Annotated in this window: 24 protein-coding genes and 6 pseudogenes; 16 read left to right on the forward strand and 14 right to left on the reverse strand. The window is 61.2% G+C overall.

Annotated elements, in window-relative coordinates; all coding sequences use genetic code 11:
• Nucleotides 1-96: 96 nt before the first annotated feature.
• The 8 genes and pseudogenes from NWI01_RS08910 to NWI01_RS08940 form a co-directional block, all read right to left on the reverse strand.
• Nucleotides 97-519 carry an antirestriction protein gene (locus NWI01_RS08910; RefSeq protein ID WP_141383514.1) on the reverse strand — a complete coding sequence of 141 codons (423 nt, stop codon included), beginning with the start codon at nucleotides 517-519 and terminating at the stop codon, nucleotides 97-99.
• Nucleotides 520-599: 80 nt separating this feature from the next.
• Nucleotides 600-914 (reverse strand): hypothetical protein, encoded by a 315-nt coding sequence (locus NWI01_RS08915; RefSeq protein ID WP_141383515.1) that lies wholly within the window; start codon nucleotides 912-914, stop codon nucleotides 600-602.
• The gene (locus NWI01_RS08920) at nucleotides 911-1,177 is read right to left on the reverse strand and encodes a DUF6117 family protein (RefSeq protein ID WP_141383516.1); all 267 of its coding nucleotides are present in this window, start codon (nucleotides 1,175-1,177) and stop codon (nucleotides 911-913) included. Before NWI01_RS08920 ends, NWI01_RS08915 begins: the two co-directional genes overlap by 4 nt.
• Nucleotides 1,178-1,274: 97 nt before the next feature.
• Nucleotides 1,275-3,419 (reverse strand): ParB/RepB/Spo0J family partition protein, encoded by a 2,145-nt coding sequence (locus NWI01_RS08925; RefSeq protein ID WP_141383517.1) that lies wholly within the window; start codon nucleotides 3,417-3,419, stop codon nucleotides 1,275-1,277.
• 109 nt (nucleotides 3,420-3,528) lie between these two features.
• Entirely contained in the window at nucleotides 3,529-3,708 is a 180-nt protein-coding gene (locus NWI01_RS19605) for a hypothetical protein (protein ID WP_244613704.1), read from the reverse strand.
• A 105-nt stretch (nucleotides 3,709-3,813) separates the two neighbouring features.
• Nucleotides 3,814-4,110, reverse strand: a complete 297-nt coding sequence (locus tag NWI01_RS08935; protein ID WP_244613705.1) for an A1S_2505 family phage non-structural protein — start codon at nucleotides 4,108-4,110, stop codon at nucleotides 3,814-3,816.
• Nucleotides 4,111-4,120: 10 nt separating this feature from the next.
• Nucleotides 4,121-4,192, reverse strand: a pseudogene (locus NWI01_RS20440) (hypothetical protein); the annotation flags it as partial.
• A complete protein-coding gene (locus NWI01_RS08940) occupies nucleotides 4,189-5,133 on the reverse strand; it encodes an ArdC family protein (RefSeq protein WP_141383518.1) in 945 nt (314 codons plus the stop codon). The gene NWI01_RS08940 and the pseudogene NWI01_RS20440, both read right to left, overlap by 4 nt.
• A 359-nt stretch (nucleotides 5,134-5,492) precedes the next feature.
• Here NWI01_RS08940 and NWI01_RS08945 point away from each other — a divergent pair, with 359 nt between their 5' ends.
• From NWI01_RS08945 to NWI01_RS08960, 4 genes and pseudogenes are all read left to right on the forward strand, one after another.
• Nucleotides 5,493-6,011: a hypothetical protein gene (locus NWI01_RS08945; RefSeq protein WP_141383519.1), complete on the forward strand. Its 519-nt coding sequence runs from the start codon at nucleotides 5,493-5,495 to the stop codon at nucleotides 6,009-6,011.
• Nucleotides 6,012-6,358: 347 nt separating this feature from the next.
• A pseudogene (locus NWI01_RS08950) lies at nucleotides 6,359-6,567 on the forward strand (cold-shock protein).
• Between the two features lie 394 nt (nucleotides 6,568-6,961).
• Nucleotides 6,962-7,204: a hypothetical protein gene (locus NWI01_RS08955; RefSeq protein ID WP_141383520.1), complete on the forward strand. Its 243-nt coding sequence runs from the start codon at nucleotides 6,962-6,964 to the stop codon at nucleotides 7,202-7,204.
• Nucleotides 7,205-7,406: 202 nt separating this feature from the next.
• The gene (locus NWI01_RS08960; RefSeq protein WP_141383521.1) at nucleotides 7,407-9,509 is read left to right on the forward strand and encodes an ATP-dependent helicase; all 2,103 of its coding nucleotides are present in this window, start codon (nucleotides 7,407-7,409) and stop codon (nucleotides 9,507-9,509) included.
• Nucleotides 9,510-9,521: 12 nt separating this feature from the next.
• Here NWI01_RS08960 and NWI01_RS08965 read toward each other — a convergent pair whose 3' ends face one another.
• Nucleotides 9,522-10,109 (reverse strand): cupin, encoded by a 588-nt coding sequence (locus NWI01_RS08965; RefSeq protein WP_141383522.1) that lies wholly within the window; start codon nucleotides 10,107-10,109, stop codon nucleotides 9,522-9,524.
• A gap of 134 nt (nucleotides 10,110-10,243) precedes the next feature.
• Between NWI01_RS08965 and NWI01_RS20290 the strand changes: the two genes are divergently transcribed.
• Nucleotides 10,244-10,366, forward strand: a complete 123-nt coding sequence (locus NWI01_RS20290; RefSeq protein WP_375782176.1) for a hypothetical protein — start codon at nucleotides 10,244-10,246, stop codon at nucleotides 10,364-10,366.
• Between the two features lie 21 nt (nucleotides 10,367-10,387).
• Nucleotides 10,388-10,672 (forward strand): annotated as a pseudogene (locus NWI01_RS08970) (DUF1772 domain-containing protein); the annotation flags it as partial.
• A 70-nt stretch (nucleotides 10,673-10,742) separates the two neighbouring features.
• On the opposite strand, the gene NWI01_RS08975 reads toward NWI01_RS08970, so the two are convergent.
• Together NWI01_RS08975 and NWI01_RS08980 are read right to left on the reverse strand one after the other, a co-directional pair.
• Entirely contained in the window at nucleotides 10,743-10,946 is a 204-nt protein-coding gene (locus NWI01_RS08975) for a hypothetical protein (RefSeq protein WP_141383523.1), read from the reverse strand.
• A 173-nt stretch (nucleotides 10,947-11,119) separates the two neighbouring features.
• Nucleotides 11,120-11,782: pseudogene (locus NWI01_RS08980) on the reverse strand (alpha/beta fold hydrolase); the annotation flags it as partial.
• Between the two features lie 104 nt (nucleotides 11,783-11,886).
• Here NWI01_RS08980 and NWI01_RS08985 point away from each other — a divergent pair.
• Nucleotides 11,887-12,114: a hypothetical protein gene (locus tag NWI01_RS08985; RefSeq protein ID WP_141383524.1), complete on the forward strand. Its 228-nt coding sequence runs from the start codon at nucleotides 11,887-11,889 to the stop codon at nucleotides 12,112-12,114.
• Nucleotides 12,115-12,285: 171 nt separating this feature from the next.
• Nucleotides 12,286-12,480 (forward strand): annotated as a pseudogene (locus tag NWI01_RS08990) (transposase); the annotation flags it as partial.
• On the opposite strand, the gene NWI01_RS20295 reads toward NWI01_RS08990, so the two are convergent.
• On the reverse strand, nucleotides 12,458-12,829 hold the full coding sequence (locus NWI01_RS20295; RefSeq protein WP_375782180.1) for a hypothetical protein: 372 nt from the start codon (nucleotides 12,827-12,829) through the stop codon (nucleotides 12,458-12,460). The pseudogene NWI01_RS08990 and the gene NWI01_RS20295 overlap by 23 nt on opposite strands.
• Here NWI01_RS20295 and NWI01_RS09000 point away from each other — a divergent pair.
• The gene (locus NWI01_RS09000) at nucleotides 12,727-12,996 is read left to right on the forward strand and encodes a transposase (protein WP_375782177.1); all 270 of its coding nucleotides are present in this window, start codon (nucleotides 12,727-12,729) and stop codon (nucleotides 12,994-12,996) included. The two genes, NWI01_RS20295 and NWI01_RS09000, sit on opposite strands and share 103 nt — an antisense overlap.
• Before the next feature lie 251 nt (nucleotides 12,997-13,247).
• Here the strand turns inward: NWI01_RS09000 and NWI01_RS09005 are convergent, their stop codons facing one another.
• Nucleotides 13,248-15,308, reverse strand: a complete 2,061-nt coding sequence (locus NWI01_RS09005) for an autotransporter outer membrane beta-barrel domain-containing protein (protein WP_244613706.1) — start codon at nucleotides 15,306-15,308, stop codon at nucleotides 13,248-13,250.
• 520 nt (nucleotides 15,309-15,828) lie between these two features.
• On the opposite strand from NWI01_RS09005, the gene NWI01_RS09010 reads away from it, so the two are divergent.
• The 7 genes from NWI01_RS09010 (at nucleotide 15,829) to NWI01_RS09040 (ending at nucleotide 24,265) form a co-directional block, all read left to right on the forward strand.
• A complete protein-coding gene (locus NWI01_RS09010) occupies nucleotides 15,829-18,021 on the forward strand; it encodes a caspase family protein (RefSeq protein WP_244613707.1) in 2,193 nt (730 codons plus the stop codon).
• A 139-nt stretch (nucleotides 18,022-18,160) separates the two neighbouring features.
• Nucleotides 18,161-18,484, forward strand: a complete 324-nt coding sequence (locus NWI01_RS09015; protein WP_141383526.1) for a hypothetical protein — start codon at nucleotides 18,161-18,163, stop codon at nucleotides 18,482-18,484.
• A gap of 524 nt (nucleotides 18,485-19,008) precedes the next feature.
• On the forward strand, nucleotides 19,009-21,075 hold the full coding sequence (locus tag NWI01_RS09020) for a catalase (RefSeq protein WP_141383527.1): 2,067 nt from the start codon (nucleotides 19,009-19,011) through the stop codon (nucleotides 21,073-21,075).
• Between the two features lie 40 nt (nucleotides 21,076-21,115).
• Nucleotides 21,116-22,771 (forward strand): FAD/NAD(P)-binding protein, encoded by a 1,656-nt coding sequence (locus tag NWI01_RS09025; protein WP_141383528.1) that lies wholly within the window; start codon nucleotides 21,116-21,118, stop codon nucleotides 22,769-22,771.
• 140 nt (nucleotides 22,772-22,911) lie between these two features.
• Nucleotides 22,912-23,331 (forward strand): PRC-barrel domain-containing protein, encoded by a 420-nt coding sequence (locus tag NWI01_RS09030; RefSeq protein WP_437179920.1) that lies wholly within the window; start codon nucleotides 22,912-22,914, stop codon nucleotides 23,329-23,331.
• Between the two features lie 221 nt (nucleotides 23,332-23,552).
• A complete protein-coding gene (locus NWI01_RS20300) occupies nucleotides 23,553-23,690 on the forward strand; it encodes a DUF2171 domain-containing protein (RefSeq protein WP_375782179.1) in 138 nt (45 codons plus the stop codon).
• Between the two features lie 323 nt (nucleotides 23,691-24,013).
• Complete coding sequence (locus NWI01_RS09040) at nucleotides 24,014-24,265, forward strand: hypothetical protein (RefSeq protein WP_141383531.1); 252 nt, start codon at nucleotides 24,014-24,016, stop codon at nucleotides 24,263-24,265.
• A gap of 1,407 nt (nucleotides 24,266-25,672) precedes the next feature.
• On the opposite strand, the pseudogene NWI01_RS18840 reads toward NWI01_RS09040, so the two are convergent.
• A pseudogene (locus NWI01_RS18840) lies at nucleotides 25,673-25,810 on the reverse strand (IS3 family transposase); the annotation flags it as partial.
• Between the last annotated feature and the right edge of the window lie 252 nt (nucleotides 25,811-26,062).

A 26,062-nucleotide genomic window follows, 5' to 3' on the forward strand; every position in this document is an offset into this window, starting at 1 on the left:
GCCTTCCTCTCCCTCTACGCCGCTCGGCAACCCATGAGAGGTGACCATGGCCAACATGAAAAAAACGCCCCACCAGGTGGTGGAGCGCCTGTGAATTCAATCGATGGCCTGGAAGATCTCTGATGCCTCGGGATGGCAGTCGCACCAGGCATGAAGACGATGATAGCCTTCCACGAGAAGGTCGGACTCGAATCGGAAGGAGAGATGGGAGAAAGTGAAGAGTGTGGCGATGATGCCTGCGGCCTCGGCCGACACCTCGCCACGAAATTGTGTGATCTCGCTCTCGATCCGGAAGCGCGACGTTGATTGCGGTGCCATGAACAGCGGCGTGCCGTCGCATTCGTAGAAGTTCCAGAAGCCGCCGCCATAGTCTTTCGGGCTGAGCCGGTCCATGAATGTGTAGACGGTGTTTTCGGCGACGATCAGGTGGCGAACGCCGAACAATGCCGGCAAGAACATCTCGCGGCGGTTGTCAGGAACAAGAGTCGCGACGTGAGGCGTGGTGACTTGCGTTGTCATGGCACTGAATCTCCAGAGAGCGAAAAAGGACGGGTCCGGACAGCGCGCTCTCTTCGCCCGTCCGGATCCATCCCGCCCGATCAGCTCTCTCCCTCTCGATCCGACCAACGGCCGAGCGCGATTTCGCGTCCGACCATGGCCCGCGCCTTCATCATGACGTCGTCGCCTCGCGTTTCGGGATGGTCGATGAACCGCGCGGCAGGGCCGTTCTCGATCCAGTCGGCGTAGGAACACCAGCTCCGTTCGGTCAGCCGGAAGACGGTCATGTCGGACGCCCAATGCGGTTTCGGCTCCACGACGACGGTGACGCCGCCGCATGTCTCCTCCCAGGGAAGCGAGCGCTTCGCGGGAGGATTGCAGCGATCGTCGGCAAAAATGTCATCGACGGTCATCATGTTGCGCCTCGGTCCCAGGACGTCTCGATGAAGCCGGTCGGATCATCGGGGTGCGGCGGCAGGTAGGCGTCATAGGGGTTGCCTTCCGCGAGATGGCCGAACGGCGTGAACATATAATCACCTCCGTCGCGTCCGACAGCGCAAAGAACGTAGCGTGGCTGGCGCGTGGTCGCGTCGAGGCACTCCATGAGCGCAAGGTTGCCGTCGCCAGCGGCGCGCAGCATGGTGTTGAAGTTCGTGCGGGCGTAATCGGGAATAGCCACAGGGTTCTCCTGAATCAAAAATGGCCCGGCGGATTGCCGGGCCATGGGATCGAAGGAAGGACATGCGGGGCGACTGGAGCCGCCCCGCCGGTGCGTGTCACTCAGCGGCGACGAGAGTCGTTGGAGCGTCGGGGGCCGCAGTCGCCGCACCGTCGCCGTCAGCGAGGAACTCGGGCAGTGCGACGTCGTCGCCGTTTTGCCCGGCCGATGTTTCGGCGGCCGGCTCCTCAGCGAGGAGGCGCAGGGGCTCCGGCAGCCAGCCGGTATCGACCAGGAGTCGTTCGGCCTCGCGCGCCATGTCGTCCTTCTTCAGATGCTCGATCAGGCGCGCTTTCTCTTCCCCAAGGGCCTCATGGACCGCTTCGAGAATGCGAGGCTTGGTGACGCGGCCCAGGTAGTTCGCGACGGTGGGCCGGAAACCGGCATCCGCCATGTCGAGGCCGGTGATGCGGGCCAGGCGGTCGGCTTCCGCCATGCGGGTGCGCAGGCCGTGCTCGGAAGTGCCGGTTGCGCTCATCGGATTCGGGCGCTCATAGAGCGCGTTGATTCCGAAGGACACGCAGTGCGCGAGAAGCGCCATGCGGCTGGCATCATCGAGCCGGTCGAGCCAGTCCCACAGCGCATCGTCGTCTGCCGGAAGATCGGCCTTCCAGCCTGCATGTCGTTCGCCGATCGACTTCGCGTAGGGGCTGTCCTTGAGGTCGATTCCCTGCTCGCGGAAATACACCTCGCGCACCGACACCTGGACAGCCGAACCGCTGGTGGAGCGCTTGAAGGTGTCGCGGACCAGCTTGTGCAACAGCGCCGTCATGGCGATGTGCGGGTGGGACCCTACGGCATCGCTCAGCGCAACGGTGCGGTGCGCCGTCAGTTCGGCAACCAGGCGCTCGGGAAGAGGCTTGATCGTTTCTTCCTCCTCCTCGGGCTCCGCCGGCTGTCCGCCGATGGTGATGACGGTGCGCTTGCCATCCGGCGCGACCGCGCCATCGGCATCGTCGCAATCATGCGATGCTCCGTCGGCGGTCTCCGCCCGCTCGTCTTCGGGACGGACCCAGCCACGATCGACTACAAATGCACCGTCCTCATCGACGGTGACGAAGACGCCAGCGATGGCGATGTCTGCGGGATCATAGACAGCGGGACGGCGCTCGAAGGCGTCAAGCTGCTTTTCGATTTCGCCCAGGCGCTGGTCGATTTCGTCCGGTAGTTCGTCGTAGCTGGCGTATTCAGCCTCAAGACGCTCCTGTTCGTCACGCAGCTTCTCGCGCTGGCGCTGCTCCTTCTTGGTCAACTCCGCGAAGGTGCCGGTGATAGCCCGCAGCCCGTGGTCGTGGCCATAGGGCAGTTCGAGGTCGACCGCGACCCACTTCCAACCTTCGGCGGCCACTTCGTCGGCGGCAGCTTTCAGCTTCTCGGCAACCAGACGATCGAGAAGCGAGACGTCCTTCAGCCAACCGTCTTCGTCATCGTCGAAGAGGTAGCGCGGGAGCAACTGGCCGCCGGCCGCCATGTAAGCGTCGATGCCGACGAAAAGCGCGCGTTTGTCGGACGCGGCAACGGTGGTTTCGGTCAGCATGTTACGGATGCGCCAGGGCTCGCGGTAGTGGGACTGTTTGAGGGCATCCCACACCTGCTCCTGACGAGCATGATCCGGATGTGCGGTGAACGCCTCCAGCATCGCCAAGGTCATGCCCTCCTGGGCATAGACCTCGTGCAGCTTGGGCGAGACCTTGGCAAGCGCGAGGCGCTGATCGACATAACGCTGGCTGGTGAAGTAGGCGCTGGCGACCTCCCCGGTGCTCATCCCGCCGTCGACCATGCGCTTGAACGCCTGGAACTGGTCGAGCGGATGCAGCGCCAGTCGGAAAGTGTTCTCGGCGAGCGAGTCATCGATTGCCGACGTCTTGGCATCTGCCTTCTTGACGACGCAGGGGACGAGGCCGTCGGCCGGGAAGCGGCCTGCTTCGACGAGGCGAGCGATAGCCCTGTAGCGACGGCCGCCCGCCGGAGTCTCGAAATCGCCGGTTTCGTTTTCGTCATCATCGAGAATGGCGCGGACATTGAGGCCCTGCACGAGATCTTCGCGACGTTCGATGTCGTGGGTGAGTTCGTCCAGACCGTCCTCGGCGTTGGTCTCGCGAACATTGTTAGCGGACAGTCTGATGCGATTGAACGGGATGTCGCGTGCCCGCGAGAAGATGATGATTGCGGGTGCGCGCTTCTTCTTGGCAGCTCTTGCCATGATGGATTACTCCGCGACGGGCGCCGAGAGCCTCTCTCTCCGCTATCAACCCGTCACGAAATCCCCAACCCCTCTCTCACTCTTGAACGCCGCCGCCTGCACCGCGTCATCAGCAGGGCAGAGATTGCGGCGGCTCGTTCACCCCGTATTTTCGGCGCAGCGCCGCGACCGCGGCTTCCTGCCGGCCGATCCTGCGCCGCAGCCGGTCGAGATCGGGGCCGGCGATCGCCAGCAGCCCGTCGAGAACGCGGCGGTACTCCGCCTCGTCGGCGCCGGTCCATCCGCTCATGCGGCGGTGATAGCGCCGCGCTCTCGGCGAAAGCGAGATTGTGCCGGCTGTCGGCGAGGCGCGATTCCATGCGCGCTAAGGCGGCGCGCAGCGCCTCCCGCGTCATCATGGGCTTCTCCATGTCGACGCGGCTAGCACCGCGCGGAAGACCTCCGGCAGGATGACGTTTGCTGGTGCGCCGGCGAACCTCGGGGCGATCTGGTCCGGGCGATAGCCCGCCAGACCGCACCCGATTGGCGTGACCTCGAAGCGCAGCTCCGCCCGGCGGCACGCGTAGCCGAGGAAGTCGTCGACATGGCCGCGGATGACGGCCAGCGGTAGCACGCGCAGCCCGCGATCCTTGGTGGGGATCGCGTAGGCGGCTCCCTGCGGCCCCGATGCCTTGGCCATAGATCGCGCCACGGTGCCGACGCGCCCAATGGGCCGCGCCCTTGCCGTGGCGACCGGCAAGGTTCGATCCGAAGACGAACACAGGAGTGCTCATGCAGCCCTCCTGTGCTCGGCGGTGTCAGCGTGCTGCTCGTTCTCGGGCAGGAAGGACAAGATCCAGTCGGCTGCTTTGCTGGCCTGTGATGCCGCGCGCACGATGGCGCGCGAATCCTCGCGCATAATTTCCAACCAGTTGCCGATGTAGTCCGCGTGGCGCACTGTCGGGATGATACCGAGCGACGCGCAACAAAACGCGGAGATTTGCTCGGCGATCAGTTCTTCGAAGCAATACTTCTTCGAACCGAACGAACCAGACAGATCGCGATTCAGGCGGCTGTGATGACCGCTGGCGTGACCGATCTCGTGCAGCGCCGTGCGGTGCCAGTTGATCGGCTCAAAATAGGCTTGCGGCGGTGGTACGACGACATGGTCGTGGCTCGGGACGTAGAACGCCTTATCGCCGCCGATGCGAAAGTCGATGCCGGTCGCGGCGATCAGCGTTTCGACCCTCGGCTCGATCAAGCCAGGCGGCGGGAGCGGCGCCGCAATCGTGATGTCCTCGGGCAGCCCCTCGCATTGTGCGGTGTTGAAGACGGTGAAACGCTTCAAGAAGGGAATGGCCTGTGCTTCTTCGCCGGTCTCGCGCGCCCGTTGCTTCTCGTCCTCGGGAATATAGCGATCGGCATAGACGACGGTGGTGCCCCGCTCGCCCTTGCGGACATTGCCGCCGAGCGAGAGCGCTTGCCGGAAGGTGAGCCAGCCCTGGCTTGGAAAGCCGTACTGGACCACGGCGCCCCAGAGGATCAGGATATTGATGCCACTGTAGCGCCGGCCGGTGCTGGCATTCCTGGGCAGGCCGAGCGGAGCTTTGGTGTTGGATTTGCCCCAAGGCTGAACCCATGGAAAACGCCCGGCCACAAGTTCGGCGATAATCTTGTTGGTGATTTCATCATAGAGGTTCGTCCGGTCCTGGCCGGTGCGGTGATGTCTGGACATCGCGGTTCTCCGCGACGGGCGCCGGAAGCCTCTCCTCCAGCCTTCAACCCGTCACGGCAAACCCGGTCTTCCCTCTCACTCTGAATACGGCCGGGCCCGCTCAGTGGCAGTTCGGCCTTGCTCCGAACTCCGCAGCGAGCGTGAGGGATGAAGGCCCGGAGGGTGGAGAACCGGCGCACGACGGGACTCAGCGAAGCCGACAGCCCGGCCCCGCAGGGACACGCCAAAACTCCCTCGTCAACAACCTGAATCCCGGCAACACTTGTGGGCTGATGAAAGCGTCCGGAACCGCTCTGCTGGCGGTGCGTTTTATTTGTGTCGGTTAATTCCCGCTCGCGATTTCAGGATTGGAGGCGTCGATGCGAGTGATCCTTGCGCTTGCCTGTCTCCCAATGCTGGGAGCGCCGGTACTTGCTCAACAGCCGCTCGACCTTCAAACGGTCGCCGTCGGTCCATGGACGATCGCGACAACCTATAAAGCCGACAAGTTTGAGAATTGCACCATGACGCGATCCGCGGACGGGCTGGGCGTCGTGTTCGTGCGCAATCAGGACGGACTTCTGCTGTCTCTCGATTCGCCGAAGTGGAAACTCGAACGCGGCAAGGCGTATCCCGTGCGCCTGTCCACAGGCCCACGCTCGCTTGAGGCGAAAGCACTGTCGGAATCGAAATCCGTCACCATCGCGTTAGCCGACGCCACCTTCAACGAACGGCTGCGGACCGCCAACACGCTGGATGTTCGAGGTGAAGGCACAACGCTGCGCGTGCCGCTCGACGGGAGCGCGGCGGGGCTTGAGCGTCTGGACTTGTGTTTCGATAAAAACCTCCGACAGAGTCCTGAGTCCAATCCGTTCGTTGCACCTGCCAGACGGCCGTAGCTCGGGTCGAACCGCGAGGCATGTTGTTTCATCGACAGAACCAGAGTGATGGCTGTTAACCACGGCCAGAACACAGCAACGACTCAGCATCTATCAGACACACGATCCTGCATGAGTGCGGCTCAAGGAACGGGTGGTGTTGAGGCGCGTCGGCTTTATTCTCGATCAACGCCTTGTTTCCAACACCGTCAGCGTCTATGTTGCGAAGTATCGATGTTGCCTGTCGAACGTTGTTTTCCGGCGCTACCTGCGCTGTTGGCGATCTTCCTCCTCAAAATCGATTTGGACCGTTTGCCTTGCGCACTGCACGGCAAGCAATTCCTATGATCGATTGAAAGGAAATCGTCATGAACACCGGAACCGTGAAGTTTTCAACGCAACCAAGGGCTTTGGCTTTATCGAGCAGGGCAATGGCCAGCCCGACGTCTTCGTCCCCATCTCGGTGGTCGAGCGCGCCGGCATGAATTCCCTCCGGGAGGGTCAAAAGCTCGGCTTCGATATCGTCAAGGACAACCGCAACGGCAAAAGCGCCGCTGAGAACCTGATGGCTGCGTAAGCATCTTGCGATTCTGGCCTGTGACCACGGATGTACTGGCACTGACCACCGAAGCGCATCGAGAAGGCCGGGTTCGCCCGGCCTTTTTTGTTTTTTGCAACTGAAGGACATGGACACATGGGTATAACCATCACCAAGGATAATCTATTCCGGCCGATGCGATCGAGAATGGAAACCCGCGCCGATATCACGGACCAGGCCGCGCGTGATTTCATCCGTGCTGAATCGGAACAGCGCGATGCCAATACTGCGAGGCTGCGGCAAGCTCGGCTGGAGAATGAAGCGAAGTGTGCTGCCGCGCGGCCGACTGTAAGCCCACGCCACGCGAAGGTGGCGGCACATCGGGGTGCCCGATCCGTGATATAATGGGGCAACGGAGTCCCGAGACTACCTGATGAGCAACGTTGTCACGCTGCACGCTGAGAAGCGTTGGAAAGCCGTCATCGACTATCGAAGCGATGAAGGCGTCACCAGCGTCGAGCACTATTTCGAGGAAATATCGGACCTGCATCTCATCATCGAGCATGGTCCCGACTGGAATCTCCTGATCCGTTGCATCGTCACCCTCAACCGTCCTGACGACGGGGAGGATCAGAACAGCGTCGAGAAGGCGCGGCGGGATGAACGCTTGGCCTGATGTAGGCGGGGTGGCGAGCGCCCTGATCCCCGTTTAGCATCGGCCGCTCTCTCCGCAACACGCGACGCAGGGCTGTGCCTGCGCCCTTAGTCGGCCAAGACCAAACGGTGTTTGGACAATCGCGCAAGCCCAGGACGCGAAATCGGTCGACTTAAATTCTCGTTCATGATTTGTACCATAAACTCAGGATTCGGGGCAAGGAATGGTGCAAGTCAGGGCGAGCCGCCAACAAGATGCGAGCAGTGTGGACTATTTGGTCGAACTGAACGCCGAGCAGCGGCGCGCCGTGGAACATGGCTGCGCTGACTTGAACGATGCAGCGCCCCTTTTGATCATTGCCGGTGCCGGCTCCGGCAAAACCAACACGCTCGCGCACCGCGTCGCGCACCTGGTCGTGTCGGGCGCCGATCCTCGGCGGATCATGCTGCTGACGTTTTCGCGGCGCGCCGTGGTCGAGATGCAGCGCCGGGTCGAGCGGATCATGACGAAAGCACTTGGGCCGAACGCCGGAGCGATGGCCGATGCGTTGGCCTGGTCGGGAACGTTCCACGCGATGGGCGCGCGCCTCCTGCGCGAATACGCGCCCGATATCGGACTGGAGCCGGCCTTCACGATCCATGATCGGCAGGACTCCGCCGACCTGATGAACCTCGTGCGGCACGACCTCGACTTCTCCAAGATGGAGAAGCGGTTTCCGATGAAAGATACATGTCTGGCGATCTATTCGCGCGCGGTGAATGCTGAGACCCCACTCGGGGAAGTGCTCGGCGGCGTTTTTCCGTGGTGCGCCGAATGGGAAATCGAGTTGCAACGGTTATTCGGTGCCTATGTCGAGGCCAAGCAGAATCAGAATGTGCTCGATTATGATGATCTGCTGCTCTACTGGGCGCAAATGATGCTGGTTCCGGCACTGGCCGACGATCTCTCCGACCGTTTCGATCACGTCCTGATTGACGAATATCAGGATACGAACCGACTTCAGGCGTCGATCCTGCTCAACTTCAAGCCAACCGGGCGCGGCCTCACTGTCGTCGGCGACGATGCGCAATCGATCTATTCGTTCCGCGCGGCGACCGTGCGCAATATCCTCGACTTTCCCGGACACTTCACGCCGAAAGCCGAGTTGATCACACTTGAGCAGAACTATCGCTCGACGCAGCCGATCCTTGCTGCTGCCAATGCCGTGATCGACCTCGCTTCGGAGCGCTTCACCAAGAACCTATGGTCCGGCCGCGCGTCGTCCGATCTGCCCGCGCTCGTCAATGTCGCCGACGACAACGCGCAGGCCGGCTATATCGTCGAGAACATCCTGGCCAATCGCGAAGCCGGGCAGCGTTTGAAATCGCAGGCGGTCTTGTTTCGGACATCAAGCCACAGTGCGACGCTCGAAGTCGAGTTGACCCGTCGCAACATTCCGTTCGTCAAATTCGGCGGTCTTAAATTCCTGGAGGCTGCGCATATCAAGGATGTGCTCGCCGTGCTGCGCTGGGCGCACAATCTGCGCGATCGCGTCGCCGGGTTTCGGGTGGCGCAGCTCCTGCCCGGCATAGGTCCGGGCACGGCTGCGAAACTGCTCGACGGCATCACCGAGAGCGGTAGCGCGGCGGCCGGCTTGCACGGTTTTCGCCCTCCCGCAGCGGCGGCCGCGCACTGGCAGGATTTCGTCGAAACGATGAGCACACTGCATCTGGGCGCAGCGGGATGGCCGTCCGAACTCGATCTCGCCTGCCGCTGGTATCTGCCGTTCATGGAGCAACGCTTCGAGGACGCACTTCAGCGGCAAACGGATCTCACGCAGCTTGCGCAGATCGCGGCGAGCTATCCGACCCGTGAGCGCTTTCTGACCGAACTGACGCTCGATCCGCCGGACGCCACCAGCGATCAGGCCGGCCCGCCGCTACTCGATGAGGACTATCTGATCCTGTCCACTATTCATTCCGCCAAGGGGCAGGAGTGGTCGTCGGTGTTTGTTTTGAACGTCGTTGACGGCTGTATTCCGTCCGACCTCGGCGTCGGCTCGACACCGGAGATCGAGGAAGAACGGAGGTTGCTCTACGTCGCAATGACGCGCGCCAAGGATCAGCTTCATCTGATGGTGCCGCAAAGGTTCTTCACACACGGCCAGCGCAGCCTTGGCGATCGTCACGTCTACGCGCAGCGCACGCGGTTCATCCCGAACGCAATGACGACGCATTTCCAAAGCCGGTATTGGCCGCGTGCTCAATCGGCTTCTGCTGCCGCGCGCTCGATTCGCGCGCCGATCGACATGAAAGCGCGGATGCGGGGCATGTGGGGAAGCTCGTAGCAGCGAGATGGCCTACCAGAGCGGGATTTGGCTTCCGTAGAGCGGATGCTGTTTCGGAGCGCCGACACGGCGGATGGCCTTGATCGCCTGGTCGCGCTCCTGAAAGCTACCGCGGCACTCATTATAGGTCCCGGTCGGTGGATACGCGCCGACCACGAGGAACGTCGCGCGGGCCTTCAGGCATTCATGGCCGACGCCGGCCGGAACGATAATGACATCGCCAGAGCCGACCTTCACAGTCTTCCCCTTATTGCCGCCGAGCCGCAGCGTCGCTGACCCTCGCGCTATTCCCAGCACCTCGTGGATCATCGAGTGATAATGGACGTAGTCGTAAATCCCGTTGCGCCAGGCTTCGCCCCAGCCGTTGACGTTGAACACCTTCTCCAGGACAGCGGCGGGATTGTGCTTGCGACCGACCCGGAGGACTTTTCGGTAGTGAAGCAGCGGAAACTTGGGATTGTTCGGGATATAGCCGTCGTCGCGGAATGTCATGCGTGAGGGACGGAGGTCCTGGACGCAGGCGAGCGCTTCATCCCGGGTCGGGATGCCGATGCCGATCGCTTTCTCGGCCAGCCGCTTGACAGGTTCAATGACGTCCATACTGTCCGCTCAACGCGCAGCCTGGCCAGAAGTTGCGCAGTCGGATGCCAACACCACCCGTTGGGGACAACCCGACGCGGTTTCGAGCGTTGGATCTGAAGGGGCTGGAGAGCGACGCGGGTTGAGAGGGTCCAATGATCTTTGGTCAAATCGCGCTGGTTCTGGCGGCGTTTTTTGCAGGTGCGGCCTTTTACATCAGTTTCGCAGAGCAGCCCGCACGGCTCCACCTCGATGATCGCGCCGGGCTCCGGGAATAGAAGCCGAGCTATGACGCGGGATACGTCATGCAGGCGAACCTGGCCGCCGCGTCTGGGGTATTCGGCGTCATCGCTGCTTGGCTGACGAGCGATTGGCGGTGGATCTTTGGCGCTGCGCTGATTCTGGCGAACTGGCCCTATACGCTCTTCGGCATGATGCCGACCAATCGGAAGCTGAAGGACACAACGGAAGCCGATGCGGGAGCGACATCACGTGGCTTGCTCCAAACGTGGGGCCGCCTTCATGCGGTCCGTACTGTCTTCGGAGTCGCGGCCACGACGGCTTATATTTGGGCGCTGAACTAAGCACCTTCGGGCTAAACCCTCAGCCGCGCGCTGACCTACGCGAGTGAGCGTGTATCGCGCGCTGTCGAGATCAGGCCGCCAGCCGACCCGCGGTTCGCAGCAGCGAGTCATTGCATTCGATGCCGGTCTCGCTGTTCTTGGCGACGTAGAGCGCCTGGTCGGCAAGGCCGAGAAGTTCGTCGAGGTCGGCCGAGGCCCGGCGGCACATCGCATAGAGACTGCGGACAAGCTCTACATAGACTCCGTTACGCACAGTTTCCGTCCGAAATGGCATTCGCGCTCCGCCGCACCGGTCTTGCTTCCGAGCACAATACTACGGTTCGGGTGTTTAACATCGAAGCGAGCCGTGCTTTCGCGCGAAACAGCGGCTAACGCGAACCTAACGACTTGCCTCAAATTGCCGGTAAGAACACACTGCACGCTCGGGATGAGTCCACGCGGCGTGTGTCAGCTCTTGATGAAGGCCAACAGGTCCGCGTTGATCTCGTCGGTGTTCGTCGTGTGCATGCCATGCGGGAAGCCGGGATAGATTTTGAGTGTGCTGTTCGCGAGCAGCTTGTCCTGAAGCAGTGCAGCATTCTTGTAGGGGACAACCTGGTCGTCATCACCCTGCATAACGAGCGTCGGCACCGTGATCGCCTTCAGATCTTCAATCTGGTCGGTTTCGGAGAACGCCTTGATGCCTTCGTAGTGCGCCTTGGCGCTGCCCATCATGCCCTGGCGCCACCAATTCTGGATGATGGCATCCGACGATTTCGCGAGCAGACGATTGAAGCCGTAGAACGGGCCGGACGGCACGTCGAGATAGAACTGTGCGCGGTTGGCGGCGAGCTGCGCCCGGAAATCATCGAACACCTCGATCGGCGTGCCATCCGGATTGCTCTCGGTCTTCACCATCAACGGCGGGACCGCGCTGACCAGCACCGCCTTTGCCACACGGCCCTGCGACTGGCCGTATTTCGCAACATAACGCGCGACCTGGCCGCCGCCGGTCGAGTGGCCGATATGAACAGCGTTCTTCAGGTCGAGATGTTCGACGACGGCCGAGGCATCGGCGGCGTAGTGATCCATGTCGTGGCCATCGCTGACCTGGCTCCCTGCCCGGCCCCGATCCCACGTCGCCCGGTATCTCAGCAACGTTTGACGGGCTCGGCGCGGTCGGTTCTTTCGCCACCCTCAGCGCCGGATATGACTATCAGGTCACACCGGCACTGGTGGTCGGAGCGTTCGGAGATTACGATTTCCATCAGGTTAAATCGTCGATCAACGTCGACATCGCGGCCATTCCTGTCACTGCCCGCGGCGAAATCAGCGCTGATCGGCAATGGTCGGTCGGCGGCCGGTTCGGATATCTCACCTCACCGAGCACGCTGGTATTTCTGTCCGGCGGATATCCGCCGCATAGCGTCGCCAATCCGGGCAGAGCTTCGAAAGGTGACTGATCCTGAGACGCTTTTAGCGATACGAACAAACGGTAATCTGCTCAGTGGCGGCGGAGACTACCGTCTGCGTTTCGACGTTACCAAAGCCGCCCGACCTCGGCGCGGTCGTCGGCGGTGGCAGGCGTGACGTGCAACCATCTCGTCGACAGGATTGTTGAGATGCAAGCCACCGTCGTCATTCCGCAAAAGCGAAACCGAAAAGATCAGCGTCCTTACGACGCCGATCTCTACAAAGAGCGCAACATCATCGAGCGCTTCTTCAACAAGCTCAAGCAGTTCAGGCGCGTCGCAACCCGACACGACAAACGGCTCGTCAACTTCATGGGATTCGTCAAACTCACCGCTATCGCCATCTGGCTAAGATAGTTAAATTGTCGCTACCACCTAGCGCGGCGAGAGGCAATGCCGCATGCAACGACCGCAACACAAAGTCCACCTGCGCATGACCCGGCGGATGCGACAAGGGCACGAACGTCTCGCGACCCCTGGCACGGGCAATCCAGACATAGTCCTTCACCACCGTGTAGCCGCCGCCATAGCCGTGCTCGTCACGCTTACCGCCGCCGTGCAAGACGTCACCGGGGAGAGCGTCGAACTCGCCTTCGTGGACCAATGCTACACCGGCGAAAAGCCCGCTGCCGCGGCAAAGGTCCACGGCATCACCCTGGAGGTGGTCCGGCTGCCGCAGGCAAACGCGGCTTCGTCCTGTTGCCAAGACGCTGGGTGGTCGAGCGAACCTTCGCATGGGCCACGTGCTGCCGCAGACTCGTCAAGGACTACGAACGTCTGCACACAACTCTCGAAGGCATGCACATCGTGGCTCTCACTTGCCTTATGCTCAAACAACTGGTCGAAATCGCTCAGATCCATAACAGATTCTAGAGCCTTTCCACTTCTGATGGAATCAGAAGCGTGGCTCTATAATTTTTGATTTGACGCGTTTTCTTCCGGCGAATCGGCAATCCACTTCGCGTGAAAACGCTCTATTATACTTTCGAGCAATTTCTTGGGCTTCGGTGGCGCAGAGGCATTGTTTGGATTTATCGCCGTTTCGATTCGTAAGCTGGGCGATGATCAGATTGTGTCCACCGTCAGCAACCTATCAACGTCACTGACGGTGGATAGCTCTCGATTCAGTAATGTGCCGCCAGCACCGGCTCGATCGGGAAGCGATAGTTCAGGCCAACGGTCGAGATGAAGCCGTGATTGCGGACATCGATCTGGATCGGGGGAATGCCGCCGCCCTGGGCCAGACTGTGGCGCTCGGTGCCGAGGTCGAAGTAGTTGGATTCCGCGCGCACCGTCCAGTTGCGAGACAGCGCGAACTCGGCGCCGTAACCGATGGTCCAGCCCACGGCAGTCCTGCTGCTGCCGGAGCCGCAGCCCGGCTGCGTGATCAAGGCAGGAATGCTGTAGTCGATATACTGACCATTCGGCCCCGTATTACAGGTCGAAACAATCCGGGTGTTGCCAAAGGCAGCGCCGCCACGCAGATACACCAACGATCGGCTCCACAGCGCGTATCCAAGTTTGGCTGTGGCCGTGCCAAGCCAGTCGATCTCATTCTTGCAGGTGTAGAATAATGCGTTGGGGCACGAACGCGCGCCGTTGGCGTTGCTCGCGTTAAACGCACCCTCGATACCGATCACCCACGGCCCGGTCTGCCAGTCATAGCCGATCTGGCCACCGCCGGCGAAGCCAGCAAAACGCGGATTAGTGCCGGTGCCGAGGCCCGGGAAGCTCCAATCGGTCCTTCCATTGAGAACGCCTGTGCTGGCGCCGATGTAGAAGCCGGTCCAGTTATAGGGAGCCACCCCCATGGCCGGGGCCTTGGCGAACAACGGCGCGCTGGCGACCTGATCGGGGCTGAATTGATAACGCAGGCCACCGTTCAGGCTATAGCCCTCAATGTTTGAACCGGTGCGGTAGTCGGCACGCAGGTAACCCAGCCAGCCGGTATTCAACACTTGCGCCGCGACGCCAAGGCCGAACTGACCGTAAGTACCGATCGAACTGGTACGAACGTTGCCGGCGACATCAAAGCCTGGAATCGGGAAATAACCCGTGAACGAGGCGTTCGCTCCACCCTGGAATTCATGAAAGACGCTGGCGGTACCGAAGGGTTGCCACGCGATATTGCCGGAGACGATATTGGTACCGGCGCGCAGGCTCCAGCGGCCGAGTGTGCTGTACATATCGTCGACGCGCAGCGTACCCGGCAAGGAAATGCCCCCGGCCGTCGGCAGAACAAGAGTACCGGTGATGTTGAGCGGATCGACCTGAACCCGCGAGACGACGATGCCCGCCGACGGCTCGATAAACCAGTTGTTGGGGAGTTGGTGGTGGTAGCCAAAATTACCGGCGAACGACAGGCCGCGCGCATCCAACTTCTGGTTAAAGACGCCACTGACGTTGGGATCGCTCAGGGTATTTTGGTAGTAATCGAGACGAATCTGACCATCGACGAAGAAGCCGCCATGGGTCGCGGCGGCATACATGCCGACAAACGGCACCTGTAGAGAATTCTGAAAGGTGCCGCCGAACGGATTCTCGGATCCGGCAGAAGAGGTATCCCTGGACCTGGCGCCGAGATAACCCACGGTGGTCCCGAGATGGACGTTCCAGCCGTTCCAGTTAAGTTGCGCGATATCGGTGCCGAGCTGCACCCCGGAAAAGCTCAGGCGCGAAGAGTTGTTGCAGTCGATCTGGCCGGGACTGGCGACACCGCCGACCGAAACGTTGGAAGTCGTCGTGGTATTCCGGGTGGTCAACTCGCCGCCGATGCCGCGCACCCAAATGCCGCCCCCCTCCTGATTGGGCGCCGCATTGGCGGGCGCGCTGACAAAAGCGGTGGACTGGGTAAGGAAGACGGTATTGGTCGCGTTGATAGCTGAAACCAGCGAGTTTACGGCCGCCCCACCCGCCGTAAACGGCAGCACGTCAGCGCCAAGACCGACGAGAGTCCCCGAGCCGGTGCAAGCCGCGATCGCTCCGGATGATGCCGATAGCGCAAAGGCGAACGCGCCACCCGCCACGACGCGGCGACGTAGAGCGCCATTTCCAGATACGGATGCGCGGATAACAACGTTCATTGATAACACCCCCGGGGCAGCCGGCTTTTTGCTGGCCTGTATTAGGAAATAGATAGATACGCGGTAATCGCGGCAATAACGGATAATGGATGCGCGAAACATAACGTGGAGTCGGGATCGTCGAAAGCGTATGCAGGAGTCCTGCTGCGATGAAGCCACACTTTCCTCGCGGCTGTGGTCGAGAGGCCACATTGTTGTCCCCACGTCGCAAGTGCGGCGGTATTATAATCCCTCCTACATAGGACGCCTATCGCGCGCTGAACGTCTGCTGCGGATATCTTCCGCTTACCCCAGGCAGGTTCTGTGACTCACCGCACGTCGGCGGGCAGGAGTTCGAGGTACAATGCCGGCGACGATCCGGCAGAACCTCACCGCGGGGCCCTTGAGCAGATTAAAGATCCATCAACTCGCTGACGTAACAGCATCTTGTGACCGGTCCTCTGATTGATCGGCCGCGCCAAAGCCGATAAATTCCAGAAGTCGGGCGAAATATGTTTCACCCCAAGCGGACGAGGCAACGGGGCCAGCAAGGAGACGATGGCCGCGTCGCACCGACCTGATAGCGATCGAAACAGTTCGATCGCGCCAAAACTCGAAACCGGAGAAACGGCGCACGTCCGGCGTGCGCCGCACAACAATGTTCAAGCGTCTCGGCCTCATCGCGGCAATGATCGGAGGAGCCATCATCATGGCGCTGTCCTCCGGCGTTGCATGGGCCGACAAACGCATCGCGCTGGTGGTCGGCAACTCCAGCTATCAAACCGTGCCGCAGCTTCCCAACCCGGCGCGCGACGCCAAGGCCGTCGGCCAGATGTTTAAGGATGCTGGCTTCGATTCGGTGGAGGTGCTGCTCGACCTCGGCAATCTCGAGTTCAAGCGCGCCATCCGCAAGTTCGAGGCCGACGCCGATCAGGCCGACATCGCGGTGGTCTACTATGCCGGCCATGGCATCGAGGTGAACGGCAACAATTTCCTGATCCCGGTCGATGCGCGGCTCTCCAGCGACCGCGACGCCGAGGACGAAGCGATCCGGCTGGAGCGCATGGTACTGTCGGCCGACGGTGCGAAGAAACTGCGTGTCATTATTCTAGATGCCTGCCGCGACAATCCGTTCACGGTGAAGATGCGCCGCGAGCGTCGCGCCGCCCTGCGCGCGATTTCGTCCGGCCTCGGCAAGGTCGAGCCGACCTCGACCGATACCCTCATCGCCTATGCCGCGAAGGCAGGATCGACAGCCGATGACGGCGAGGGCAAGCACAGCCCGTTCACCACGGCGCTGCTCAAGAACCTTACCGTGCCCGGCCTCGATATCCGCCTTGCCTTCGGCCGGGTGCGCGATGAGGTGATGAAACTGACGGGCGCCCGGCAAGAGCCGTTTGTCTATGGTTCGCTCGGCGGCGGCAACATCTCGCTGGTTCCGCCGCCGGTGGTCGAGAAGGAGCCGGAGGCGGCCGACGTCAAGGGCGACTTCGAACTGGTCGCCAAGATCAATTCGGCGCGCGCCTGGGAGGTGTTCATCAGCACCTACAAGACCGGATTCTATGCCGATCTGGCGCGAGCGCAGCTCGCCAGCCTGACCAGCAAGACCGCGAGCGACGTCGCCCGGGATGTCGGCAACGTCACCGTGGCGGCGCTTCCGCAGGATACGCCCGCGCCGGTGAACGAACCATCGTCCCGCGAGCGACTCGAATTCGACCGGCTGAAGGATTCAACTGACCAGGCCGCACTGAAGCGGTTCATCAAGCGCTATCCGGATTCGCCGCTGGCGTTGCAGGTGCAGCATCGCCTTGAGGTGTTGCAGAGCGCCGCCGCCGAGCGCGAGGAGAAGCAGCGCGCCGAGCGCGAAGCGGCGCGGCTCGCCGCCGAGCAGGCGCGCATCGAAGCCGAGCGCAAGAAAGCGGAACTGGCTGCCGCGAGGAAGCGCGAAGAAGACGAACGCCGCGCCAAGGCAGAGGAGGCGGCGCAGCAGGCCCGCGCAGCGGATGCCGAGCGCAAAGCGGCCGAAGCCAAACGCAAGGCGGAGGAAGCCCAGCGGAAAGCTGAAGAACTCGCCGCCGCCAAGACGGCGGCTGAAGCCGCGCGCCAGAAGGCCGAGAGCGAGCGCGCCGCGCGTCAAGCCGAGCTGGAACGACGGAAAGCGGAGGAAGAGCGCCGCAAGGCCGAGCTTGCGAAACAGAAGGAAGAGACCTGCAAGGCAGAGGAAACCCGCTTCAAGGAACTCATCGCCAGGGGCAGCGAGGGCAAAGAGCTCGACAACGTCAAGACCTTCGCCCGGGAGGCGACCTGCGAGCGCCTGAAGCCAGAGGTCGCAAACACGCTCAAATCCTTCGAGAACGAGACCTCCAGGCGCCTGGTCACGGCGGCGCAAGTCGCGCTCAGCCGCATTGGCTGCTTCTCCGGTGATGCCGACGGGAACCTGGGCTCCGCCACCAGGGCGGCCCTCGGTCGCTACCACGACGCCAAAAAATCGCCCGGCAAGGGTCAATCGGATAAGGGCCGCAGCAACGGCGACCTCGCCATCACCGATGACATGGTCAAGGAGCTCGGCCAGCAGAGCGGCCGGGTCTGCCCGCTCAAATGCAAGGCCGGCGAGGCGGTGAAGGACGACACCTGCGTCGCCGAGACCAAGCCGCAGCCGCCGGCCGCCGCGCAACACAAGCGCGACGATAAGGCCACGGCAAGCAAACCCGCCCGCCGTCCAGAGCGCACACAGACCAGCCGCCAGCGTGAACCCGCGCCCCGCGCCCGGCAGGAAGCATCTCGCCCAGCCCCATCATATCGGGCGGCTCCCGCCATGATCGGCGTTGGCTTCTGACACGCCGCCCGCTAGAGCGTTTTCGAGCGAAGTGGATGACCTGTTCGCGTGAAGAAAACGCGTCAAAACAAAATCATCGAGCCCCGCTTCTGATTCAATCAGAAGCGGAAAGGCTCTAGGATCAGGAAAGGCACCGCCTATGACCGCAGCACAGCTTTCCCGGCTCCACATCGCGGCCGCGTTTGGCGCAGCAGTGTTGCTTGCGGGCCCCGCCTCGGGCAGCGAAGGCCTGGTCGCAAGCTCCGCTCCGACGGTGCAAACGACCGCGGCCACAACCTCGACGCAGATACCGCGCCTTGCCCCATCGCCAAAGATATCGACCCGGACAGCCCGCACCCACGCCGTCCGCAGGATCGCGCCGTTCGCCGCTCCCCCGCGCCGCTACGCCTATGAGCGACCGGCCGCGTGCGCAGACTTCTGGTGCAGCCCGTTGGCCGTGCTGATGCTCGGTATCGGCTTCTAATCATACCGCCTCAGCCAGTTTCCGCCAAACTTCACGGCCTCGAGCAAAGCCTCCCATGCGGAGGACTCTGCAACGCTTCGGGCAGATTCTCGGTCCGGAGTTGCTCGCCTTCATTATCCGCCAGCAGCGGATCGCCTGTTCTAGCGTTAAAGTAGAATAACGGCATCCTGAACCTCCTCTCTCTCGCAACTTTTCAATTCCGAAGAGCTGTCAGTGTTCCAGACTTCGTTTGTGAAACTCACCTTCGCGGCGAGGACAACATCGCAAAGTCGTGCTGCAAGGAAGGTATCGCCGAGAGCCCTACACCTTGTCCGCTCTGGAAGCCGGCTAGGGACGGCTAGCGGTCGCTGCGATCCGAATGATGGTTGAGACGTACGAGGAACGCGCAAAGCAGGACGGATCGTTTTCGGGGGAAAGGACTTAAGATAGTGCCGCCTTTGCAGCTACCCGAACTTGATGCGTAGATTCGTGGAGCTATGTCGTGTGGCGCGGCTGATGTGAACCGATCGATTGAAGGAGCGAGGATGAGTAAGCGTGACGTAGGCATCGGCAAAGGTGGCGAAACCCACCAAGTGGCGAGTGGCGGCTCCGATATGATGACGACCAACCACGGTGTGCCAGTCAGCGACAACCAGAACAGCCTCAAGAGCGGCGCGCGCGGGCCCACGCTACTTGAGGATTTCGTGCTCCGAGAAAAGATCTTCCACTTTGACCACGAGCGCATTCCAGAGCGAATCGTCCACGCCCGCGGCTCCGGCGCGCATGGCATGTTCGAGGCGACGGATGACATCTCCGACCTGTCCAAAGCAGCGGTGTTTATGAAGGGGGAGAAGACCGAGGTGTTCGTGCGCTTCTCCACCGTCGCTGGCGGGGCAGGCTCGGTCGATACACCACGTGACGTGCGCGGCTTTGCGGTGAAGTTCTACACCCGCGAGGGAAACTGGGACCTCGTCGGCAACAACATCCCGGTCTTCTTCATCCAGGACGCCATCAAGTTCCCCGACCTCGTCCACGCTGTGAAAATGGAGGCCGACCGCGCCTATCCGCAGGCGGGCAGCGCGCACGACACTTTTTGGGACTGGGCATCGCTTATGCCGGAGACCACCCACATGTTGATGTGGGCGATGTCTGATCGGACGCTGCCGCGCTCGTTCCGGATGATGGAAGGGTTCGGCGTCCACACATTTAAGCTGGTCAACGCTTCCGGCAAGGCGAACTTCGTCAAGTTCCATTGGAAACCGCGGCTTGGGCTGCAATCGACGATCTGGGACGAGGCACTGAAGCTTCAAGCCGCCGACAATGACTATCAGCGCCGCGACCTATTCGAGGCGATCGACGCTGGCGCATTTCCGCAGTGGGACCTTGGCATCCAGGTCTTCGACCAGGCCTTCGCGGATGCGCAGCCCTATGATGTGCTCGACGCGACCAAGTTGATCCCTGAGGAGGACGTGCCGGTTCGGCTGATCGGCACGCTGACCCTGAATCGTAACGTCGATAACTTTTTCGCCGAGACTGAGCAGGTGGCGTTTCTGCCGAGTAACATCCCACCTGGGATCGATTTCTCGAACGACCCGCTGCTACAGGGCCGGCTGTTCAGCTACATGGACACCCAGAACTCGCGGTTGGGTACGACCAACTTCCACCAAATCCCGATCAATGCGCCGCGCTGCCCGTTCGCCAACATGCAGCGCGACGGGAAGATGCAGACGCTGGTGCCTAAGGGCCGCGCGAACTATGAGCCTAACAGCCTTGCCGAGCATGGCGAGGACGGTGGTCCCCGAGAGGCGCCGAACGGCTTTGCGACAACCAACCTCACCTCCGGCCCGGATGAGACCGGCGACAAGCAGCGCGTGCGCTCGGAGAGCTTCGCAGACCACTATAGCCAGGCGCGGCTCTTCTACCGCTCGCAGGACGAGCACGAGCAGGCACACATCGCTTCGTCGTTTGTTTTCGAGTTATCGAAGGTCGGCTTGCTAGACGTGCCACGGCGCATGGTCGCGAACCTGCGCAACGTCGACGAGGACCTCGCTCGGCGCGTTGCGGACGGGCTCGGGATCGAGCTGCCGACGAAGGCCAAGGCGGCGCGGGAGCCGGTTGACATGGCATTGTCCGATGCGCTCTCAATCCACAAGAACATGAAGGATACGCTTGAGGGACGCGCGGTGGGTATCCTGATCGCTGACGGCACCGACGCGGGTCAACTCGACGCTGTTGTCGCGGCCGTAACAAGGGCGAAGGGCAAGGCCGTGATAATCGCGCCCAAGATTGGTGGAGCGACGCTGTCGGATGGCAAGGTCCGCAAGGCCGATGGCCAGCTCGCCGGCTCGCCGAGCCAAATCTTCGACGCGGTCGCGATCATCCTGTCGAACGAGGGCTGTCAGGCGTTGCTCAAGGAGGGCGCGTCGGTCGAGTTCGCGATGAACGCCTTCGCGCACCTGAAGGCGATCGGCGCAAGCGACGGCGCGCAGCCCCTGCTCGACAAGGCTGGCGTCGGGACGGACGAAGGGGTTACCGGATTGGACAGTGCCTTCGTCAAAGCGGCGGCGCGACGCTTCTACGATCGCGAGCCGACGCTTCGGACGTTGGCTTGAGCCGCCCGACAACGGCATCACCAGCGCTTGGGACGAGACGGTGCGGACCGTCGCGTTTGTCGGCGCCGGGCCCACGACGATCTATACGCTCTGCGCGTTTGTCGATGAGACGACCGCACCGGCAAAGGTGACGGTCTTTGAGGCGCAGCCGCGTGCTGGATTGGGGACACCGTATCGTCCGGGCTGGAACGATCCCGCAATGCTGTCGAATATCGCCAGCATCGAGATCCCGCCAATCGGGGAGACGCTGATTGACTGGCTGCGGCGCCAACCGCGGGCTCGCTTGGTGCGCCTCGGTATCGATCCCGAGATGATAGACGGCCGAACTTTTTATCCGCGGCTAGCGTTAGGCGAATACTTTCTCGACCAGTTCGACGCGCTGATCGCCCGCGCTGTCGAGCGCGGCATAAAAATCGAGGTTCGCACCAACTGTCCCGTCACCGACGTTGCAGCTGAACATGATGGGATAAAGCTAAGCGTCTCGCCCAGGTCGGGTGAACCGTTCGAGCGCCTGTTTGACCATGTGGTGCTCGCAACGGGGCACTGCTGGCCGGAGGAGCCCGAGGCGAGGCCAGGTTACTTCCTCAGTCCATGGCCGGCAACTGCGCTGCAGCGCATCCCCGCTACGACAGTCGGCATCCGTGGCAGCTCGCTGACGGCGATCGACGCTGCTGTCGCGATCGCCGTTGCGCACGGCAGCTTCGTCGAGACCGATGACGGAGGCGTCATATATCGGACTAATGCGGGTTCGGAGCCGCTGCGGATGGTGATGATGTCGCGCAAGGGGCTACTGCCGGAAGCCGATTTTTACCATCCCGTCCCCTATGAACCGCTTGCTATCTGCACACCGAAAGCGATTGAGGCGCTGATTGAACAAGCGTACGACACGCTGCTCGACGGGGCCTATGCGTTGTTCAAGCGCGAACTTGCGCACGCCGATTCCAAATACGCCGCGCGGGTTAACCTAGACGAACTCGACCTAGAGGACTTCACCGATCGCTATTTCGCCGACCGTGCCGACGCCGATCCGTTCGAATGGGCGACGGCTAATTTGGCCGAGGCGCGCGCGAACTACGCCGACCACGTCACCGTGCCGTGGCGCTACGCGATTCTCCGAATGCACGAAGTGCTCGCCCTGATCGTCCCGCACCTCGGCGAGGACTCGCTGCAGCGGTTCAACCGCTACCTGAAGCCAGTGTTCGTCGACGAGTATGCGACCGTTCCCCACCTCTCGATTGAGCGGATGCTTGCACTACACAGCGCCGGCCGCCTGGACGTGATCGCGCTGGGGCGGGACCACCGCGTCGACAGCCATGGTCCCGAACCGGGCGCCACGGTCGTGATCGACGGAGAGCGTCACCACTTTCCGGCCTTCGTTGACGCAACCGGCCAGCGACCGCTGGCGGTCGAGGCGTTCCCGTTCGCGACGCTCATCGAGCAAGGCGTCGTCCAGGACGCTGCCGACGGCGCGCCGGACATCGCCAAGGGCGTGGCCGTGGACGAGCAGTTTCATCCGTTGTCAGACCATCCGGCCGCCGACCGCATCTTCTGCCTGAGCATCCCGTTCATTCTCAGTCGCCATCCGTTTATTCAGGGAATCACCAGCTCGCACGAGATGGGTGTCGTCGTCGGCGCGGCGCTGGCTGGTCGCGCCAAGCGGTCCGGCGCGGATGCCGAGCTGAAGGAGGCGACTTAACGACAATAATGAAGGGCCGTCGATGGTGGAGACCATGTGAGAGTTGAGGCCGGACGCCGCAGACGTTCCTGTGTTCCAAACATAACTCAGGAACCATTGCGCACGGTCGCTGTTTCCAAAGTCCCACGATGGAGGCTACCTTGAAAACATTCACCGCTGCCCTCGCATTGCTCATGATTTCGACGGCGTCGTTCGCCCAGACACCGGCACATACACCTTCGCAAGCCGAAGCTCCTATTGCTGCCGCCGGCGATTGGAGTGCATCGAAATTGTCAGGTGTGAACGTCTACAATGAAGCTAACGACAAGATCGGTGAGATCTCTGATCTAATCGTCTCTGCACAAGGCGAACTTAGGGGCGTCGTGATCGAAGCCGGCGGCTTCCTTGGAATGGGAAAGCACCATGTGCTGGTCGCCATGAACAGCTTGAAGTTCTCCAATAAGGCCGGCAAGACGACCACCGGAAAGACGTCTGAGACCAAGAGAGAATGGTATCCAGACCGCGCTGTCCTGAATGTCACGAAGGATGAGCTCAAAGCAATGCCTGAGTTCAAATACTAAGTTCACGCAAGGGCTCCAAAGCATTCGCTTTGGAGCCCTTCTACCAGGCAAAATAATAGCCAGCCGACCGCATGCGCCCTCCGTTTGAGGTGTCTTAAGAAGATTGATATCTTTAACTATCTCCAACATCCCAAGAGCTGTTCCGACAAACCTAACGCAACGTTCACCGATGATGGACGTTCACCTCAAGGGAGAATGCCATGAATGAAATCAAAGAGCATATGAAAGTTGTCGGCAAGGATGGTGGCCACGTCGGGACTGTTGACGGTGTCGCGGGCAATCGCATCAAGTTGACCAAGGACTCCGATGGTCAGCATCAGGCACAGCGGGCCGAATTCAGGTTCGGGCATCATGTGTGAACACGGGTCCGTTCCGGTCTATTCAATGCGCGACGCAGCGAAGTGTTCCTAGAAAAGCCCGTCGCGATGATGTGCTGCGGCAGCCAGGCGGCACGGCCAAAGCCTGCCGGTACGCAGAACAAGGAAAACAAGAAAATGGAGAACCTAGTCCCGTCGCTGTTACCTGGCGCGGAACTGGCTGCGGTTCCCGAGCGTTGTTGAAGCGTTAAGAGTAATCAACGATCGACTTAGCTCTACGACGGCCGTGCCGGCGTACATTCACCCCAAGTCGTCAATTGCTAGGGTAAGATCGTCCACCTGCACGGAGCGAGGTTCGCGCTGAAATGAAACGGCATCGTCTCTTTCTCGCAGTCGCTGTCTCGGCTGGTTTCGGGTTGGCCTGTCTGATTGGTGAAAAGGCCCATGCCGATGTATCCGCTGCGGCCATCAAAGAATGGCTTCGTGTACACATACCCACCTGCACTGACGTGCGAACTGTGGTCGCTGCGGTCGGCGAGGCAAAGGCCGAAGCTGTCGCAAAAGCGGCGGGAGTTTCGGACGTGAAGATCGCGAAGGCAAAGCGCTGCCTGAAGTGAGTTTTTTGGGGAAACGCGGGTGCCCCTCAATTGTCGTCAGACTTGCAGTCTCTTCCATTGTCTTGATGGCGGCCTCGGCGTCGGTCCGCGTTTTGAAGATGCCGTTGTCGACGATGCTCGTCGCCACGGCCGGCCTATGCTCCACGATGGTGCACTTCTTGGAATCGGGATCGCGCAGAACGTAGTATTCGTCGACCGTCACCGCTTGCGCCGGCAAGGGCAATCAGCGCGCTAAAGGCGACTATCTTCATAAATAAGTTCTTGGTTGAACAGCCCACCAACGCTGCGGCGCTGCCGTTTGTTCCTTTTGGACTAGACGTCGAATTTCTGAGCACTGGACGAAATAAAGACAAAGCCAGTACCTGACCTTTCGATGCCACCCACCGCTCGTCCTTAGAAGACTGATCATGGACCAGTACCTTGATTGCCGCCTAAACGTGAAGGGAACGGAACAGGGGGAGGCGTAAGTTGTCAGCGCCTGCTCTTTCGAGGGGGCTCGGTATTGATCTGCATTCTTAGCACGTCTTGCAGTCGCCTATCCACCTCCGGCTGCATTCTCGGGTTGGCTGCCGTGGCTATCACTCGCCCGTGCTCGTCTCCGCACACATTGGCCGCGCAGCCATAAGCCCGTAGAAGCTGTTCGACCGCTACAATACTGATTACTGGCTGAGGCTGCTGCGGGGGCAGCGCCGGCACTTGCATCCGCGATCCTTCAGTCCGCATATCTTCCATTCTTGGTCCTACGTCCCCTTCTCCCGGCCTGCTTTTTGTTCGGGTCCTACCGCTTGTTCTTGTCCTGTTATTGGTCGTTTGGGTCGGCCTGGGGGCTCTATTTTTCGTCGACATGTTAAAGTCCTCTTCTCGCTCAGACTTCGCTCTTGAGGCGCCTAACGGGGGATGTGGGCGGATTGGGCGACTTGGCTTAACGCCCCAAAACGGCCGCGGTTTCCCGGGAGGAAACCAATCAGTGGTTGATCGTTAACGCCGCGGGTGCCTTTCGAAGCTCGAAGCACTTTTTCCACGACCGTAAGATCGGAAACTTAATGCGTTTACGGTTGATCAACACCGCCCTTCGCTATCTTCTCGGTCCAGCTCTTTCCGCTTCTTCCATTGTCCTACCCGTCTTTTTCTTCGCTTCGCAGTCGAGCTCCGCCCAAGATGCCGCCGACATCAGTTGCGTCTGACATGCCTGTTCTCCCATTTTGTTGTCCGCATACGCTAACATAGGCTCGAAGCGAGTCCCGCGGGCTCCAGTTCTTCGGCTTAAGCGGTAATCCTTCGCTATAGGCCGGCGAGGTTATTATTTCGCAGAGCGCGCGGGCGCCCGGGCGGCTGCCCAAGCATCTATCTCTTTCACTGCCTCAGCTTTTTTTGGCTCACTCAAAATATCGATTTGCTCGGCGTCAGGACGCAACGGCGACGGCGGGAGGGGATCAGAGGTTTTCCGAGGCAACCCTCTTTCAGGATCAGCTTCTCCAGCGTCAGGTCCGACCCAGCCTTGCGCAGCCGGCCGTTCTCTTTCTCAAGATCCTTGAGGCGTTTCATCGACCTCATTGTTTTAGCAATCAACCGGTTCGGCGTATCTGTCATAACAGTCGTCCCACGATACGAAACTGGCTTTCTGCACCGCGGCTAAGCTGGCATCGCCGTCGTGATCGTCATGTTAGGCCGCAAGCCTGGCCGCGCGCCAGCAGAGACGGATCATGCAGCCCGGTGGCAGGGCGTTTGATCTAATCCGAATTGGCGTCCTTCGTCATGGTCGGAACGAGTCTGCCTCGATTGGCGCGCAGCCCCCTC

The organism is Nitrobacter winogradskyi (assembly GCF_006539545.1).
In the GTDB taxonomy this organism is placed as follows: domain Bacteria; phylum Pseudomonadota; class Alphaproteobacteria; order Rhizobiales; family Xanthobacteraceae; genus Nitrobacter; species Nitrobacter winogradskyi_A.

Coding starts and splice junctions, on each gene's coding strand:
- NWI01_RS08910 (WP_141383514.1), bottom strand. CDS start 519: ATGACAACGCAAGTCACCACGCCTCACGTCGCGACTCTTGTTCCTGAC.
- NWI01_RS08915 (WP_141383515.1), bottom strand. CDS start 914: ATGATGACCGTCGATGACATTTTTGCCGACGATCGCTGCAATCCTCCC.
- NWI01_RS08925 (WP_141383517.1), bottom strand. CDS start 3,419: ATGGCAAGAGCTGCCAAGAAGAAGCGCGCACCCGCAATCATCATCTTC.
- NWI01_RS19605 (WP_244613704.1), bottom strand. CDS start 3,708: ATGAGCGGATGGACCGGCGCCGACGAGGCGGAGTACCGCCGCGTTCTC.
- NWI01_RS08940 (WP_141383518.1), bottom strand. CDS start 5,133: ATGTCCAGACATCACCGCACCGGCCAGGACCGGACGAACCTCTATGAT.
- NWI01_RS08945 (WP_141383519.1), top strand. CDS start 5,493: ATGCGAGTGATCCTTGCGCTTGCCTGTCTCCCAATGCTGGGAGCGCCG.
- NWI01_RS08955 (WP_141383520.1), top strand. CDS start 6,962: ATGAGCAACGTTGTCACGCTGCACGCTGAGAAGCGTTGGAAAGCCGTC.
- NWI01_RS08960 (WP_141383521.1), top strand. CDS start 7,407: ATGGTGCAAGTCAGGGCGAGCCGCCAACAAGATGCGAGCAGTGTGGAC.
- NWI01_RS08965 (WP_141383522.1), bottom strand. CDS start 10,109: ATGGACGTCATTGAACCTGTCAAGCGGCTGGCCGAGAAAGCGATCGGC.
- NWI01_RS20290 (WP_375782176.1), top strand. CDS start 10,244: ATGATCTTTGGTCAAATCGCGCTGGTTCTGGCGGCGTTTTTTGCAGGT.
- NWI01_RS08975 (WP_141383523.1), bottom strand. CDS start 10,946: ATGCCATTTCGGACGGAAACTGTGCGTAACGGAGTCTATGTAGAGCTT.
- NWI01_RS09000 (WP_375782177.1), top strand. CDS start 12,727: ATGCTACACCGGCGAAAAGCCCGCTGCCGCGGCAAAGGTCCACGGCAT.
- NWI01_RS09005 (WP_244613706.1), bottom strand. CDS start 15,308: ATGTTTCGCGCATCCATTATCCGTTATTGCCGCGATTACCGCGTATCT.
- NWI01_RS09015 (WP_141383526.1), top strand. CDS start 18,161: ATGACCGCAGCACAGCTTTCCCGGCTCCACATCGCGGCCGCGTTTGGC.
- NWI01_RS09020 (WP_141383527.1), top strand. CDS start 19,009: ATGAGTAAGCGTGACGTAGGCATCGGCAAAGGTGGCGAAACCCACCAA.
- NWI01_RS20300 (WP_375782179.1), top strand. CDS start 23,553: ATGAAAGTTGTCGGCAAGGATGGTGGCCACGTCGGGACTGTTGACGGT.
- NWI01_RS09040 (WP_141383531.1), top strand. CDS start 24,014: ATGAAACGGCATCGTCTCTTTCTCGCAGTCGCTGTCTCGGCTGGTTTC.